Raw genomic sequence first — 15,034 nt, forward strand, 5'->3', positions numbered from 1 at the left:
CGCCTCACCCCGCGATCCGGACGCCGGTGCTGGTGCCCCAGATGGCCATGCCGAGCAGCAGGTCCGCCACGTTGATCACCACGATGCTGGTGCGCACCGCGCGGCCGACCGCGATGCCGACGCCGGCCGGGCCGCCGCTGGCGTTGTAGCCGTAGTAGCAGTGGATCAGCATCACCAGCACCGAGAAGATGATCACCTTGCCGAACGACCAGTAGATGTCGTGCGGCGGCAGGAAAAGGTGGAAGTAGTGGTCGTAGGTGCCGGGCGACTGGCCGTAGATCATCGTCACGATCACCCGCGTCGCGCCGTAGGAGGCCAGCAGGCCGACCACGTACAGCGGGACGACCGCGACCATTCCCGCGATCATCCGGGTGGTGACCAGGAACGGCATCGACGGGACGGCCATCACCTCGAGGGCGTCGATCTCGTCGGAGATCCGCATCGCGCCGAGTTGCGCGGTGAAACCGCAGCCGACCGTCGCCGACAGCGCCAGCGCCGACACCAGCGGCGCGATCTCGCGGGTGTTGAAGTAGGAGGCGATGAAGCCGGTGAACGCCGCGGTGCCGATCTGGTCGAGGGACTCGTAGCCCTCCAGGCCGACCTGGCTGCCGGTGAAGAACGTCATGAACCCGACGATCACCACCGAGCCGCCGATCACCGCGAGCCCGCCGGTGCCGAGGCTCACCTCGGCCAGCAGCCGCAGCACCTCGGTGCGGTACCGGCGCAGCACCCGGAACGTCCACGCGAACGCGCGGACGTAGAACGACATCTGGTGGCCGAAGTCGTCGAGCCGATCCAGGGGCGCGCTCATCGCGCGGTTGACGGCCTTGCCCGCCTTGGTAGGGGCCGCCATCACATCCCCTTCGCCGGGACGAACTGGCTGTACAGCATCGAGATGATGAAGTTCTCCACGAACAGCAACATGAAGGTGATGACCACGGTCTGGTTGACCGCGTCGCCGACGCCCTTCGGCCCGCCCTTGGCGTTCAGGCCCTTGTAGGCCGCCACCAGGCCGGCGGTGATGCCGAACACGAACGCCTTGATCTCCGCCTGCACGAGGTCGGGCAGCTGCGCGATCGCGTTGAACGAGGCGAGGTAGGCGCCCGGCGTGCCGTCCTGCAGCACGACGTTGAAGAAGTAGCCGCCGAGCAGGCCGACCACCGACACCAGGCCGTTCAGGAACAGCGCGACGAACGCGCACGCGAGGGTGCGCGGCACCACCAGGCGCTGCAGCGGGTTGATGCCGAGCACCTCCATGGCGTCGATCTCCTCGCGGATCTTGCGGGAGCCGATGTCGGCGCACATCGCCGACCCCGCGGCGCCCGCGACCAGCAGCGAGGTGACCAGCGGGCTGGCCTCGCGGACGATCGCGACCACCGCGGTCGCACCGGTGTAGGACTGCGCGCCCAGCTGCCGGATGAGCCCGCCGACCTGCAGCGACAGCACGCCGCCGAAGGGGATGGCGACCAGCATGGTCGGGACGACGGTGACGCTGACGATGAACCAGGCCTGCTCGATGAACTCGCGCCACTGGAACGGGCGGCGGAACACCGCCCGCCCCGTGTCCAGGCACATCGCGAAGAACCGGCCGGGCTCCCTGATCGCGACGTTCGCCGCGCCGTCCCCGATCTTGCGGAACGTGCCGGAGGAGCCTCCGGCCCTGCTGTCCGCTCGCTGGTCCGCGCCGATACCAGGAGTGGACATCAGTACGCCGCACCTCCGGGCGCCCCGGGCGGCGGGTTGCCGGGGAACATGCCGGGCCCGCCCGGGCCGCCGGGCGGCGGGCCCGCGGGCGGCGGTCCGCCCGGGGCCGCCGGGGCGGCGGCCGCGCCGGCGGACATGGACGCCACGTACCGCGGCCACTCCTCGACCCAGTTGCGGCCGAGGTCGTCGATGAACGAGCCGGGCGGGGGCGTCACGCCGTGCGCGGCGCACCAGGCGCCGGGGGCGTGCATGCCGGCCCGCAGCATCCCGTTGCTGGCCATCTGCTGCGGCGGGATCGGCGGCAGCTTGCCCGAGTCGAGGCCCATCTTCGCCTCGGCCTCGAGTTCGGAGGCGTCCTTCTCCTCCGACATGCCGATCGGGCCGATCTTGCTGGCGTTGAGGAACTGCCGGACGACCGGCTCCTCGCTGGACAGCAGCATCTCCCGCGGGCCGAACATGGCCAGGTTCCGCTGGTACAGCAGCCCGATGTTGTCGGGGATGGTGCGGGCGGTGTTGATGTCGTGGGTGACGATCAGGAACGTCGCGTTGAGCTGCGCGTTGAGGTCGATGAACACCTGGTTCAGGAACGCGGTGCGGACCGGGTCGAGGCCGGAGTCCGGCTCGTCGATCAGCAGGATCTCCGGGTCCAGCACCAGCGCGCGGGCGAGGCCGGCGCGCTTCTTCATACCGCCGGAGATCTCGCCGGGCAGCTTGTGCTCGGCGCCGAGGAGGCCGACCATCTCCATCTTCTCGAAGACGATGCGCTTGACCTCGGACTCGGACTTCTTGGTGTGCTCGCGCAGCGGGAAGGCGATGTTGTCGAACAGGTTCATCGAGCCGAACAGCGCGCCGTCCTGGAACAGCACGCCGAACAGCTTGCGGGTCTCGTAGAGCTGCGACTCGGGCAGGTAGGGAAGGTCCTTGTCGCCGATCCAGATGTGTCCGCGATTGGGCTTGAGCAGCCCGACGAGGGACTTCAGGAACACCGACTTGCCGGTACCGGACGGGCCCAGAAGAACGGAGATCTCACCTGCGGGAATGGTCAGCGACACGTCCTGCCAGATCACCTGGCGGCCGAAGGACTTCGTCAGGCCCTCGACTCTGATCTCGACGCCCACTCGTCACCTTTCGTCCAGGCCGGGGGGAATCCCGAACCAATGAGCGAGTAGCACTCTGGCTCTGTCTGCCCGTCACGCCTCGTGCCCGTCTCGTTGCTACCGCTCGGTAGCCGTGACGGGTGCCACCACCGTAGCGGCCCCCCGTCCAAATGGAAGGGGTTCCACCCCAGATCAGCGGCAAAATCCGACGTCGTAAGACAATCGTTACTTACGGGCCCTATGAGACTAGTGGTCCAAGAACCGACGCCTCAAGCCTGGGGTGCGGTGGACGCGCTGCAGCCGGTGGCCGGGACAGGGCGGCCGGGTGTGGCCACAGCGTCAGGACGGGACGCTACGCCGACCGCCGAGTACCGCACAACCCGCCTCGGCGCACGCTTTTCACCAGCTCTTTATCACTCGCACACAGGAAACACGGCCCGAACGGTGCTCTCGTTGCACCTCAGCGACAAGCACCCCGCGCCGCGCCGCGAACCGCCGCACCGGGCCCCTCGCCCGGAGCCTTTACCGGGAACGAGAAGAGGCGGCCGCCCCACCCGAACGGTGGGACGGCCGCCTCGAAAGAAGCGCGGAGCCGCGCGGGCTCCGGGAGCTCCGGAGCGCCTTACTTGACGGTGACCGTCGCGCCGGCCTTCTCCAGGGCCTCCTTGGCCTTGTCGGCCGTCTCCTTGTTGACCTTCTCCAGCAGCGGCTTCGGCGCGCCGTCGACCAGGTCCTTGGCCTCCTTGAGGCCGAGGCTCGTCAGCGTGCGAACCTCCTTGATGACCTGGATCTTCTTGTCGCCGGCGCCCTCGAGGATGACGTCGAACTCGTCCTGCGCGGCGGCCTCCTCGGCGGCCGGGGCGGCGCCGGTCGGCGCGGCGGCGGCCGCGACGGGCGCGGCGGCCTTGACGTCGAAGACCTCCTCGAACTTCTTCACGAAGTCGGACAGCTCCAGGAGGGTCATCTCCTTGAAGGTGTCGAGCAGGTCGTCGGTGCTGAGCTTCGCCATGGTGTTACCTCCGCTATGGCTTAACGATCTGGGGTCTTACGGGGAACCGCGGGTGCCTACTCGGCGGGTGCCTCGTCGGCGGCCTCGGCGGCCGGCGCGTCGGCGGGGGCCTCGGCGGTCTCGCCGGCGGCCTCGCGCTTGGCGCGCAGCGCCTCGGCGAGCTGGGCGGCCTGCGTCGGCAGGGCGTTGAAGAGCGCGGCCGCGTTGGCCATGGAGCCCTTCATCGCACCGGCCAGCTTGGCCAGCAGGACCTCGCGGGACTCGAGGTCCGCGAGCCTGGTGATCTCGGAGGCGTCCATCGACTTGCCGTCGATGAAGCCGCCCTTGATCACCAGCAGCGGGTTGGCCTTGGCGAAGTCACGCAGGCCCTTGGCGGCCTCGACCACGTCGCCCCGGACGAACGCGATGGCCGAGGGGCCTTCGAGCAGCTCACGGAACTGCTCGTCGACACCGGCCTCGTTCGCGGCGCGCTTGGTCAGCGTGTTCTTCACCACGGCGAACTTCGCGGTCTCGCCGAGGTTGGTGCGCAGCTCCTTGAGCTGCGCGACCGTCAGCCCGCGGTACTCGGTCAGCACGGCGCCGTTGGAGCTCTCGAAGTCGTTCTTGAGCTCGGCGATCGCCGCGGCCTTTGCGGCCTTGGCCATGTGGCCTCCTTCCGATTACCTGGGTGGTCACGATCCGCGCCCGGCCCTCGCGGGACAGGCGCCGATCCACCAAAAAACGCCCCGGCGCAGGTGTGCACGGGGCGTCATGCCAGGCGGGAAGGCCAAGCGGAGACTCACGTCGCACCTACGCAGGCCGCCCGAACGGATCGGGACCTTCGGCCGTCCCTCGCGGAACGGCGACCGGCGGTCTTCGGCAGACAACAGGGTACGTCCTGTCCCTCCGATAGGCCAAATTCGGGAACCATGACGATGGGACCGCGTCGGCCCTGACGCGGTCCCATCGATGCGCACGGAGATGACGGTCAGGTGCCCGGGGTACCGCCGGTGCCGAGGCCCTTCAGCAGCGTGCCGAAGTCGGTGACCTGGCTCGCCGGCGGCGCGCTGACCTGCACCGGCTTGCCGAAGTCGCGGTAGGAGGTGGTGATCGTCATGACGCCCGCGGCCGTCTGGCCGGTCTTCATCGTCATCTTGCGGGGCAGCTGCTGCCCGTCGACCCACAGGTCGAAGTGCATGTCGCCGTTCATGCCGGACTTCGCCAGGTTCTTCTCGAACGCCTGCCGCTGGTCGGCCGGGAGCTTGGCGACCGCGTCGGACGTCCGGTAGGTGCCGGTGTAGTGCGTGGTCTGCACGCCGTTCACCGTCTCCTTGCCGACCTCGCGCGCGTCCTTGGACGCGGTCAGCATCTTGGTGTTCTTGACCGGGTCCATCTGCTCGGACTGCTGGAGCAGCTCGTCGACGTTCATCCCGGACTTCGCGCCGACCTCGTCCAGCGACATCTTCACCCACGGCTTGGCCGACGCCCCGCCGCCGAGCTGCGTCAGCTGCGGGATCTTCATGTAGATCGTCCTGCCGACCAGGACCTCCTGCATGCCGGCCATCGACTGGCCGCCGACCGTCATGTTCGTGAAGTTCATGCTGAACGCCAGGTCCGGCTTGGTGCGGTACTGCATCGTGCCGGCCATGTTCATCGCGCCCGAGGACGAGCCGGTCGCCGTCATCGACATGTCGGCCTGGAACGAGTCGATCTGGCCGGTCTTCTGCGCGGTCTTGCCGAGCACCTGGGCCGCGGTGAGCCGGATGTTCTCACCGGCCTCGCCCGCCTTGCTCCCGGCGTCGCCGAGACAGCCGGTCAGCGCGAGGGCGAGGCCGGCGGCGGCCGCCGTGCCCGTGGCGAAGCGTCGGATCATGGGGGATTCTCCTCGGTCTGCGTCGTGGTGCCCGGACGCTCGGACCGGACCCCGGATAGGACGCAGGGGAGACTAGCGGGGTTCAGTCTGTCCCGTGTCGTCTGGTGTGACGTATTTGTCAGTTGCCGCCGAGCAGCGACCCGAGCGACATGCTGCCGACCTGGTCCGACGGCGGCGCGTTCACGCCGAACGACTTGCCGTAGTCGCTGTAGAGCACCGTCACCGAGCCGCCGTCGCCCTGCTTGTCGGACGACTTGGACACGAGCTTGCGCGGCAGGTTGTTCCCGTCCGTCCACAGATCGAAGTTGATCTTGCCGTTGGCGTGGTCCTTCGGCAGCCACCCGTCGACCTTCTGGCGGGCCTGCGCGTCCAGCCGGTTCAGCGCGTCCTGGACGGTGACCGTACCGGCGTAGTGCACGGTCTTGACGCCGTCGACCGTCTCGGCGCCGACCCGGTGCACGTCCTTGGAGCCGGTGAACATCTTGGTCTGCTCGGCCGGGTTCACCTTCTCGACCTGGTTGACCAGGCTCTGCACGTCGAACCCGGTCCGCTGCGACACCTGGGCCACGTCGATCTTCACCCAGGGCTTGCCGCCGCTGACGAACTGGGCGAGCTGCGGGACCTTGGCGTACAGCGTGTCGCCGGTGAAGATCGCCTGCCCCTTCGCGGCCGGGACGGCCTGGCCGTTGTGGCTCACCTCGTCCAGCTGCGCGCTGAACTTCAGCGTCGGCTTGAGCCGGAACTGGCCCGTCGCGTGGATCTTCCCGGAGTCCGAGCCGGTGCCCGTGACGGTCAGGTCGGCCTTGAACGTGTCCGACTCCGCCGTCTTCTGCGACGATTTCAGCAGCGCCTCGTTGGCGCTGAGCTTCATGCTGTTCCCGTCCGCGTTGGCGCCCGACCCGTCCCCGTTGCACCCGGACAGGAGGAGCGCGGCACCCACGGCGGTGCCTCCGGCGGCCACTACCAGTCGTCGGTTCATGAGGATTCGGCCTCCCTTGTCGCCCTGCTGGTGTTCCCAGTCTGTCGGCGCGGTAACGGCGCTACATCCCCCGGTGGTACGAAGAGGCCCCTTGCCGGTACGACCAACGGCGTACCCTCCAGCAACCGGACGGCCATGCGGGAACGGGGTCAGCGGTAGGAGCCGAAGGCCATCGAGCCGGCGAACTCGCCGTCGGGCGCCTTCGCGACCAGGCCGATCGTCGACGGGCGGTCCTGCTTGCCCGACCACAGGTCGAGCGAGACGCCGGCGGTGGCCGGCACCACCGCGCGGACGTCGGTCGCCGCGTCCTTCGGCAGCAGCCCGTACACGTCGCCCATCAGCGCCTGCGCCAGGTAGTGGCTGCGGCCGTTCGCGTCCGGGCCGGTCACCACGTTGCCGGGCACCTGGCGGATGACGTAGGTGAACTGCCGCGGGTCGGACCCGGCCCGCAGCTTCGCCAGCTGCGCCGGGCTGAGCTTCGACTTCGTCCACTTCTGCCCGTCGAAACCGGACAGCGTGCTGCCGCTCACGATCACCTTCTGCGTGATCTTGCTGAGCGTGCCGTCCTTCATCGTCTGCGTGACGCCGACCGCCTTCATCGCGAACGCCGGCCAGAGCGTGATCTGCGCGGTCTCGGACGCCTGCTTGTAGTCGCCGCCCGTCCCGATCGCCACCTTCACGTCCGTCTTGCGGACGAACGACCGCAGTTCGGGGCCCGGCTTCGGCGACGGGTTCGCGGCGGTGCCGCCCGGCCCGGCCGTCCCTGCGCCCGGCGTGCCGGCGCCCGCGCCGGCCCCGGTGCCCGAGCCCGGGACGGCGGAGGCCGACGGGGTCACGGCGCCCGCCGTGGCACTGTTCGGGTTCGCCGGATCGGCCTGGGCCATCTGCGCGCTCGGCGGCAGCGCTCCGGAGTCCGTCTGCGACATGACGCCGGTCTTCACCGCCATCAGGATCGCGGTGGGCACGACGGCCACGGCCGCGACGGCGGAGACGGCGATGATCCGATCGGTTCGGCGCTTCACAGGGACGATTCAACACCAAGCACACCAACCGCAACAAAACAATCCGTCCAATAGATGTGTCCTGTTCCGGACGGTGACCGCGGTATCCCGCTGGTGAGCGGCGCAATGGCGGCAAGGCGCCCCGCGGCCCCGCGGCCGGACCCTCAGCGCTCGGCCAGCCGGGCGCGCAGGACGGACTTGCGGATCTTGCCGGTGCCGGTGCGCGGCAGGGCGTCGACGTACTCGATGCGGCGCGGCGCCTTGAACCCGGCGAGCCGCGCCCGGCAGGCGCCGATCAGCTCCTCGTCCGGCGGCGGGGCGCCGTCGGCCACGATCACCGCGCACACCGACTGGCCCCAGCGCGGGTCCGGCAGCCCGACCACGGCGACCTCGCCGACGCCCGGCACCGTGCGCAGCACGTCCTCGACCTCCCGCGACGAGACGTTCTCGCCCCCGGTGACGATCACGTCCTTGAGCCGGTCGACCAGGTAGAGATACCCGTCCGCGTCGACGCGGCCGACGTCGCCGGTGCGGAACCAGCCCCCGGCGAACGCCTCGGCGGTCGCCTCCGGATCGTCCCAGTAGCCGGGCGTCACCTGCGCGCCCCGCACGACGACCTCGCCGAGCGCCCCCGGCGGGACGGGCGCCCCGTCCTCACCGATCACCCCGATCTCGACGCCGTCGGCGGGACGCCCCGCCGAAGCCGCCAGCTCGGGCCTGGACGCCATCGCGGCGCGGTGGTCCACCGGAGATAGGAACGTCGCGTTGCCGGACAGCTCGGTCATGCCGAAGCCCTGGTTGAGATCGCAGCCGAGCACGTCGTGGACGCGGCGCAGCAGCGGGACCGGCATCGGCGCCGACCCGTACGAGATCACCCGGAGGCTTCCGCGCAGCGCGTCGCGCGCCGCCGGATCGTCCGCCAGATGCGCGAGCAGGTCCTCCAGCATGGTCGGGGCCAGCGACAGGCTCGTGATGCCGTGCCGGCGCGTCGCCTCCACGAGGTCCGCCGGACGGAACCGGCGCAGCACGACGGCATGCCGCAGGAACAGGTGGTGCAGCATCACCTGGTACCCCGCCACATGGCAGAGCGGAAAGGGCGTGCAGAACACGTCACCCGGACGGACCGGCCGCCCGGACGCCGACACCCGAAGACCCGCCAGCAGGCTCTCGTGCGTGAGCCGCACCCCCTTGGGACGGCCCGTCGTCCCGCTGGTGAACATCAGCCACGCGACCTCGTCCGCTCCCCCACCGGACCGCGACGCCCGTTCCGGGACGGGCTGGTCCCAGGGCAGCTCGGTGATGGGGACGAGCGGCGGACGATCGGCGCCCAGATCCCCCTCGGCGGCCAGCCGGCCGAGCAGATCGGGCTCGCCGATGACGAGCGCCGCGCCGCTGCGCGCGATCTGGTCCGCCCATTCGCGGGGATGCAGCCGCTGGTTGAGCGGCACGAGGACCCTGCCGTCGCGCGGAACCCCGTAGTAGGCGGCCACGTACTCCAGGCGGTTGTGCGCCAGCAACGCCACCCGCGCCCCGGGCGCGCACCGGCCGGCGAGGTGGGCGCTCAGCGCGTCCGCCCGCGCGCGCAGCTCCCGGAACGTCCACGTCACGCCGTCGACCGACAGCGCCGGAGCGTCGGGGGCGTCCTCCGCCGCCGCGTCGAGCACGTCATGGAGCCGCTGGAACTCCCCGCGCGGCGATCCGCCCATCCCGCCCCTCTCCCGAAGATCAGGCGACGAATCTACCGAGCGGCCCGCCGGCCGCATCCTCCGGTGCCGCTCAGCGGAAAACGCGGCAGGGCGCCTCCCGAAGGAGACGCCCTGCCGTCGTGCCCGGTCTACGCGCGGGCCCGGAAGCCCGCGATCAGGCCTCGTCGAGCTCCGCGGTGAGGTTGCGGACCGCGTTCGGGTCCACCGGGATGCTCGGACCCATCGACGTGGTCAGCACCGCCTTCTTCACGTACCGGCCCTTGGCCGCCGACGGCTTGAGCCGCTGGATCTCCTCGACGGCCGCCGCGTAGTTCTCCACCAGCTGGCGCTCGCCGAACGAGGCCTTGCCGATGATGAAGTGCAGGTTCGCGTGCCGGTCGACGCGGAACTCGATCTTGCCGCCCTTGATGTCGGTGACGGCCTTCGCCACGTCCATCGTCACCGTGCCGGTCTTCGGGTTCGGCATCAGGCCGCGCGGGCCGAGCACCCGGCCGAGGCGGCCGACCTTGCCCATCTGGTCCGGCGTCGCCACGACCGCGTCGAACTCCAGGAAACCGCCCTGGATCCGCTCGATCATGTCGTCCGAGCCCACCAGGTCGGCGCCGGCCTCGCGGGCCTCCTCCGCCTTCGCGCCGCCCGCGAACACCAGCACGCGGGCGGTCTTGCCGGTGCCGTTCGGCAGGTTGACGGTGCCGCGCACCATCTGGTCCGCCTTGCGCGGGTCGACGCCGAGCCGCAGCGCGACCTCGACGGTCGCGTCGAACTTGGTGACGCTCGTCTCCTTGGCCAGCTTGATGGCCTCGACCGGGCTGTACAGCCGGTCCCGGTCGATCTTGTCGGCCGCCGAGCGGTAGCCCTTGCTGCGCTTCATGCTCGTTCCTCCATGGAACTCGTGGTGCGGGCCGCGCCCGGCCCTTCCACTGGGTGGGGTGTTACTTGACCTCGATGCCCATCGACCGCGCGGTGCCCGCGACGATCTTCTCCGCGGCCGCCAGGTCCTTGGCGTTGAGGTCGGGCATCTTGGTGGTGGCGATCTCGCGGATCTGGTCCGCGGTGACCGAGCCGACCTTGGTCTTGTGCGGCTCGCCGCTGCCCTTCTCCACACCGGCGGCCTTCAGGATGAGCTGCGCGGCGGGCGGGGTCTTGGTGACGAACGTGAACGACCGGTCCTCGTAGATGGTGATCTCTACGGGGATGACGTTGCCGCGCTGGGACTCCGTGGCGGCGTTGTACTGCTTGCAGAAGTCCATGATGTTGACGCCGTGCGGGCCGAGCGCGGTACCCACCGGCGGCGCCGGCGTCGCGGCACCCGCGTTGAGCTGCACCTTGACGAGCGCGGCGATCTTTTTCTTCGGAGGCATGCGAACCCCTTTATCCCATTTATTGGTGGTTCCGACTCCCGGTCCCCCGGGCAACACGGCGGCTGGGACGAATCCGCCGTGTAGGAACCGCTTGAACTCGATGTTCCCGCGCGCCTGCCCCGCCCTGGATGAGGGCTGTGCAACCGCTATCACCAGGCACGAAAGGCCGGTACGGGCATCAGACCGTCCCCGCGCGGGCGGGGACGACCCGTCCAGGATACGCGCTGATCAGCGGCGCCCCGGTCAGATCTTGGAGACCTGGTTGAAGCTCAGCTCCACCGGGGTCTCGCGGCCGAAGATCGACACCAGCACCTTGAGCTTCTGCTGCTCGGCGTTGATCTCGTTGACGGTCGCGGGGAGGGTGGCGAACGGGCCGTCCATGACGGTGACCGACTCGCCGACCTCGAAGTCGACGGTGGCGGCGACCTTGGCCTGCTCCTTGGCCTTGGTGACGCCCTCCTCCGGCTCGGGCGCCAGCAGGTTGGCGACCTCGTCCAGGCTCAGCGGGGACGGCTTGTTCAGCAGGCCGACGAAGCCGGTCACGCCCGGGGTGTTGCGGACCGCGGCCCACGACTCGTCCGTCAGCTCCATCCGGACGAGGATGTAGCCCGGCAGGACCTTCTCGTTGACCTTCTGCCGCTTGCCGCCCTTGATCTCGGTCACCTCGTGCTGGGGGACCTCGATCTGGAAGATGTAGTCCTCCATGTTGAGGGTCTGGGTGCGGGTCTCGATGTTGGTCTTGACCCGGTTCTCGTACCCCGCGTAGGAGTGCACGACGTACCAGTCGCCCGGCTGGAGGCGCAGCTGCATCTTGAAGTCGGCGTACGGGTCGGCGGGCGGCTCCGCCGGAGCCTCCTCGTCGCCCTCCTCGTCGCCCTCCTCGCCGGCCTCTTCGTCGCCGGTCTCGGCGTCGGCCTCGGCCTCGCCGGTCTCTTCCGCGGCGGCCTCTTCGGCGTCGGCGTCCTGCTCGGCCGCGGCGTCCGCGGCATCCTGGCCCTCGACGGCCTCGGCGAGGTCGCCGGCGTCCGCGGCGGCGTCGGGGGCGACGCCCTCGCCCTCGAGCTTCTCGTCCGCGGGCACCGCCTCGCCGGCGGCGACGGCGGCCTCGGCCGCGTCCTCGGCGGGCTCGGCCGCCTGGCCGGCCGGAGCAGCCGCGGCGGACTGGGCCTCGTCAACGGCCTCGTCGTAGGGCGGCTGTGAGGGCTCGGACACGGTGACTCTCTCTCCGGACGGTCTGCGGTGATGGACTTACGGTGGTTCGCCTTGGTGCGGTGGTCGCGGGTGGTGCGCCGGCCGGCGCGGCGGTGGCCGCGCGACGGGCCGGATCAGCCGAAGATCTCGTAGATCCCCTGCTGCAGGCCGTAGTCGAAGCCGGACACGACCGCGACCATGATCAGCACGAACACCAGGGACACGGTCGTGTAGGTGACGAGTTCCCGGCGGGTCGGCCAGATGACCTTGCGCAGTTCGGCGATGACCTGGCGCACGAACAGCGCCGGGGTGGTCCGCTTCGGAGCGGCGCTCCCCTTGCCCTCGTCCTTGGCCGCGGCCTCGCCGCGCGTCTCAGTCGCCATTGCCGCCGTTCACCTCATAGGTCGTGTTCCAACCACTCAGTGGTTGTCGCGCGGACCCGCGTCGTGGAACGCCACGGCGGGTGCCGTGGCGCGGCCGGCACCGGTGCGCGCACCGCACCTCGCAGGGCAGGAGGGACTCGAACCCCCAACCGCCGGTTTTGGAGACCGGAGCTCTACCAATTGAGCCACTGCCCTTCATTCTCCCGCCAAGGAGAACACCCGGCCGCGGGACCGGGTCGGTGCCGTGCCCCAGCTTACGACCTCTTGAGCCCATCCGCGTGCGGACAGGGTCGTATGCCGTTGACGCGTCACTAGGCAGGTGAGTCTACGGCCCCGAGGGCCCCGCGTCGAACCGGATCCCCCGAACCCGGGCATGCGCGCCGCGCCGGGCCGTCCCACCGGCCCTGACATATCGCTCGGGTCATGGCCTCGCTTCTGTAACGATAGGGACATGAGCATCGACCGTCCTCGCATCTCCAAGCGCATCGCCGCGATATCCGAGTCCGCCACCCTGGCCGTCGACGCCAAGGCCAAGGCCCTGAAGGCGGCGGGCCGCCCGGTCATCGGCTTCGGCGCCGGCGAGCCCGACTTCCCCACGCCGGACTACATCGTCGAGGCGGCGGTGACCGCCTGCCGGGTGCCCCGCTTCCACAAGTACACGCCGGCGGGCGGCCTCCCCGAGCTGCGCGCCGCCATCGCCGAGAAGACCGCGCGGGACTCCGGCTACCAGGTGGACGCGTCGCAGGTCCTGGTGACCAACGGCGGCAAGCAGGCGGTGTACGAGGCGTTCGCGGCGCTGCTCGACCCGGGCGACGAGGTGCTCGTCCCGACCCCCTACTGGACGACCTACCCCGAGTCGATCAAGCTGGCGGGCGGCGTGCCCGTGGACGTGGTCGCCGACGAGACCACCGGCTACAAGGTGAGCGTCGAGCAGCTGGAGGCGGCCCGCACCGACCGGACGAAGGTGCTGCTGTTCGTCTCCCCGTCCAACCCGACGGGCGCCGTCTACTCCCGCGGCGAGATCGAGGCGATCGGCCGCTGGGCCGACGGGCACGGCCTCTGGGTGATCACCGACGAGATCTACGAGCACCTGGTGTACGGGGACGCCGAGTTCCACTCGATGCCCGTCGTGGTGCCGGAACTGGCCGACCGCACCCTGGTGCTGAACGGCGTGGCGAAGACCTACGCGATGACCGGCTGGCGGGTGGGCTGGCTGGTCGGCCCGGCGGACGTGGTGAAGGCCGCCGCGAACATGCAGTCGCACGCGACGTCCAACGTGGCGAACGTCTCGCAGGCCGCCGCGCTCGCCGCGGTGACCGGCGACCTGTCGGCGGTCGCGGAGATGCGCAAGGCGTTCGACCGGCGCCGCCAGACGATCGTGAGGATGCTGAACGAGATCCCCGGCATCGTCTGCCCCGAGCCGGAGGGCGCGTTCTACGCCTACCCGTCGGTGAAGGCGCTGCTGGGCAAGGAGATCCGCGGCAGGCGCCCGGAGACGTCGGTGGAGCTGGCGTCGCTGATCCTGGAGGAGGCCGAGGTCGCGCTGGTGCCCGGCGAGGCGTTCGGCACCCCCGGCTACTTCCGCCTCTCCTACGCCCTGGGCGACGACGACCTGGTGGAAGGCGTCTCCCGCGTGGCGAAGCTCCTCAACGAAGCGACCTGACCCACCCCAGCCACAAAACCGGCCCCGGACGCCAACGTCCGGGGCCGCTGCTTTCCTCCGACGACCCCAGCCCACAACCCCAGCCACGCACCGACCCGAACCGTCGCGATCGCGAGCGAAGCCGGATTCGAGCGAAGCAAGAATCCGATCGCGTAGCGAGGCCCCCAGGGCCGAGTCGGAGCGATGCAGCGATCGCACGCAGTGCCCGCCGAAGGGAGGGCCCCCAGGGCCCGACCGCCAAGGGCACTGCCAATAAGCAGGGTCGCTCCGGCGGGACCGTCCTGGCGGCCCCTCTCCGCCATTCGAGGACTGTCCCGCCGGAGCGTGGTCTAGGGGTGGACGCCTTCGGCTATGCGCATGAGCTGGTCTTTGGCGGTGCCGGCGGCGGTGACGGTGACGCCGGTGCCGGGCTTGGCGATCCAGGAGATCTGGCGTGCGGAGCCGGGGCGGTCGGCGGTGAGCGCGGGCGTGCCGTGGACGGTGGTGCGGCCCGGGACCCCGCCGACGGGGGCCAGGTCGGTGAGGCCGAGGCCGCTCGCCTTGACGAGGGCGACCTGCACCCAGCCGGCCGTCCCGCGCCATTTGCAGGTGGTGGTGCGGCGCTCGGCGTCGCCGGTGACCGCGCACGGGCCGGTGGCGGTGAGGCCGCCGGGCAGGTACGTCATCCAGTGCGGGAGCCGGACGGCGGCGCCGGGGGCGCCGGGCCGCGGGTCTCCCCCGCCGCCGGTTCCGCCGGACGGCTCGGGCGCGGACGGCTTGGGCGTGGTTCCCGCCTCGGGCCTCCCCTCTGGCGACGGGGACGCGGGGAGGCCCGGGGCGGGCCGCCGTCCCGGCTGCTCGAGGATCGACGGCCCGCCCGTGGGGCGGGAGGTCGAGGAGTCCCCGGCAGGTGTGGCCCGGAACGACTGGTAGGTGGGTACCAGGGCGAGCGCGGCGACGGACGCGGCGGCGACGCCGACGGTGGCGCGGACGCGGTTCGTCCGGCGCCGGTGGCGGCGCCTGACGTCGGCCACGAGCGAGGGCGGCGCGGTCGTCCCGGCCACCCGCTCGGCCATGGCCTTCCGCAGTTCGCTCTCCAGATCCATCGT

Annotated in this window: 15 protein-coding genes and 1 tRNA gene; 1 reads left to right on the plus strand and 15 read right to left on the minus strand. The window is 70.7% G+C overall.

The window, feature by feature from the left end:
- Positions 1-4 precede the first annotated feature (4 nt).
- The 14 genes from ACA514_RS33570 to ACA514_RS33635 form a co-directional block, all read right to left on the minus strand.
- On the minus strand, positions 5-811 hold the full coding sequence (locus ACA514_RS33570; protein ID WP_375045330.1) for an MlaE family ABC transporter permease: 807 nt from the start codon (positions 809-811) through the stop codon (positions 5-7).
- A 41-nt stretch (positions 812-852) separates the two neighbouring features.
- A complete protein-coding gene (locus tag ACA514_RS33575; RefSeq protein ID WP_375045331.1) occupies positions 853-1,575 on the minus strand; it encodes an MlaE family ABC transporter permease in 723 nt (240 codons plus the stop codon).
- 128 nt (positions 1,576-1,703) lie between these two features.
- Positions 1,704-2,822, minus strand: a complete 1,119-nt coding sequence (locus ACA514_RS33580; protein ID WP_375045282.1) for an ABC transporter ATP-binding protein — start codon at positions 2,820-2,822, stop codon at positions 1,704-1,706.
- A gap of 601 nt (positions 2,823-3,423) precedes the next feature.
- The gene (gene rplL, locus ACA514_RS33585) at positions 3,424-3,810 is read right to left on the minus strand and encodes a 50S ribosomal protein L7/L12 (RefSeq protein WP_375045283.1); all 387 of its coding nucleotides are present in this window, start codon (positions 3,808-3,810) and stop codon (positions 3,424-3,426) included.
- 56 nt (positions 3,811-3,866) lie between these two features.
- Complete coding sequence (gene rplJ, locus ACA514_RS33590) at positions 3,867-4,454, minus strand: 50S ribosomal protein L10 (protein WP_375045284.1); 588 nt, start codon at positions 4,452-4,454, stop codon at positions 3,867-3,869.
- Positions 4,455-4,777: 323 nt separating this feature from the next.
- Positions 4,778-5,662 carry a hypothetical protein gene (locus ACA514_RS33595; RefSeq protein ID WP_375045285.1) on the minus strand — a complete coding sequence of 295 codons (885 nt, stop codon included), beginning with the start codon at positions 5,660-5,662 and terminating at the stop codon, positions 4,778-4,780.
- Positions 5,663-5,780: 118 nt separating this feature from the next.
- Entirely contained in the window at positions 5,781-6,641 is an 861-nt protein-coding gene (locus ACA514_RS33600; protein ID WP_375045286.1) for a hypothetical protein, read from the minus strand.
- Positions 6,642-6,790: 149 nt separating this feature from the next.
- Positions 6,791-7,663 carry a hypothetical protein gene (locus ACA514_RS33605; RefSeq protein ID WP_375045287.1) on the minus strand — a complete coding sequence of 291 codons (873 nt, stop codon included), beginning with the start codon at positions 7,661-7,663 and terminating at the stop codon, positions 6,791-6,793.
- Positions 7,664-7,806: 143 nt separating this feature from the next.
- Positions 7,807-9,348: a class I adenylate-forming enzyme family protein gene (locus ACA514_RS33610; protein ID WP_375045288.1), complete on the minus strand. Its 1,542-nt coding sequence runs from the start codon at positions 9,346-9,348 to the stop codon at positions 7,807-7,809.
- A gap of 154 nt (positions 9,349-9,502) precedes the next feature.
- Positions 9,503-10,219, minus strand: a complete 717-nt coding sequence (gene rplA, locus ACA514_RS33615; RefSeq protein ID WP_375045289.1) for a 50S ribosomal protein L1 — start codon at positions 10,217-10,219, stop codon at positions 9,503-9,505.
- 61 nt (positions 10,220-10,280) lie between these two features.
- Positions 10,281-10,709: a 50S ribosomal protein L11 gene (gene rplK / locus ACA514_RS33620; RefSeq protein WP_208243449.1), complete on the minus strand. Its 429-nt coding sequence runs from the start codon at positions 10,707-10,709 to the stop codon at positions 10,281-10,283.
- Between the two features lie 243 nt (positions 10,710-10,952).
- Positions 10,953-11,921 (minus strand): transcription termination/antitermination protein NusG, encoded by a 969-nt coding sequence (gene nusG, locus ACA514_RS33625; RefSeq protein ID WP_375045290.1) that lies wholly within the window; start codon positions 11,919-11,921, stop codon positions 10,953-10,955.
- A gap of 113 nt (positions 11,922-12,034) precedes the next feature.
- Complete coding sequence (secE, locus tag ACA514_RS33630; RefSeq protein ID WP_375045291.1) at positions 12,035-12,283, minus strand: preprotein translocase subunit SecE; 249 nt, start codon at positions 12,281-12,283, stop codon at positions 12,035-12,037.
- Between the two features lie 122 nt (positions 12,284-12,405).
- A tRNA-Trp gene (locus ACA514_RS33635) sits at positions 12,406-12,478 on the minus strand.
- Positions 12,479-12,734: 256 nt separating this feature from the next.
- Between ACA514_RS33635 and ACA514_RS33640 the strand changes: the two genes are divergently transcribed.
- Positions 12,735-13,946 carry a pyridoxal phosphate-dependent aminotransferase gene (locus ACA514_RS33640; protein WP_375045292.1) on the plus strand — a complete coding sequence of 404 codons (1,212 nt, stop codon included), beginning with the start codon at positions 12,735-12,737 and terminating at the stop codon, positions 13,944-13,946.
- A 329-nt stretch (positions 13,947-14,275) separates the two neighbouring features.
- Here the strand turns inward: ACA514_RS33640 and ACA514_RS33645 are convergent, their stop codons facing one another.
- Positions 14,276-15,031, minus strand: a complete 756-nt coding sequence (locus tag ACA514_RS33645; RefSeq protein ID WP_375045293.1) for a hypothetical protein — start codon at positions 15,029-15,031, stop codon at positions 14,276-14,278.
- Positions 15,032-15,034 lie beyond the last annotated feature (3 nt).

Origin of the sequence: Actinomadura sp. NTSP31 (genome assembly GCF_041951385.1) — a bacterium.
In the GTDB taxonomy this organism is placed as follows: domain Bacteria; phylum Actinomycetota; class Actinomycetes; order Streptosporangiales; family Streptosporangiaceae; genus Spirillospora; species Spirillospora napierensis.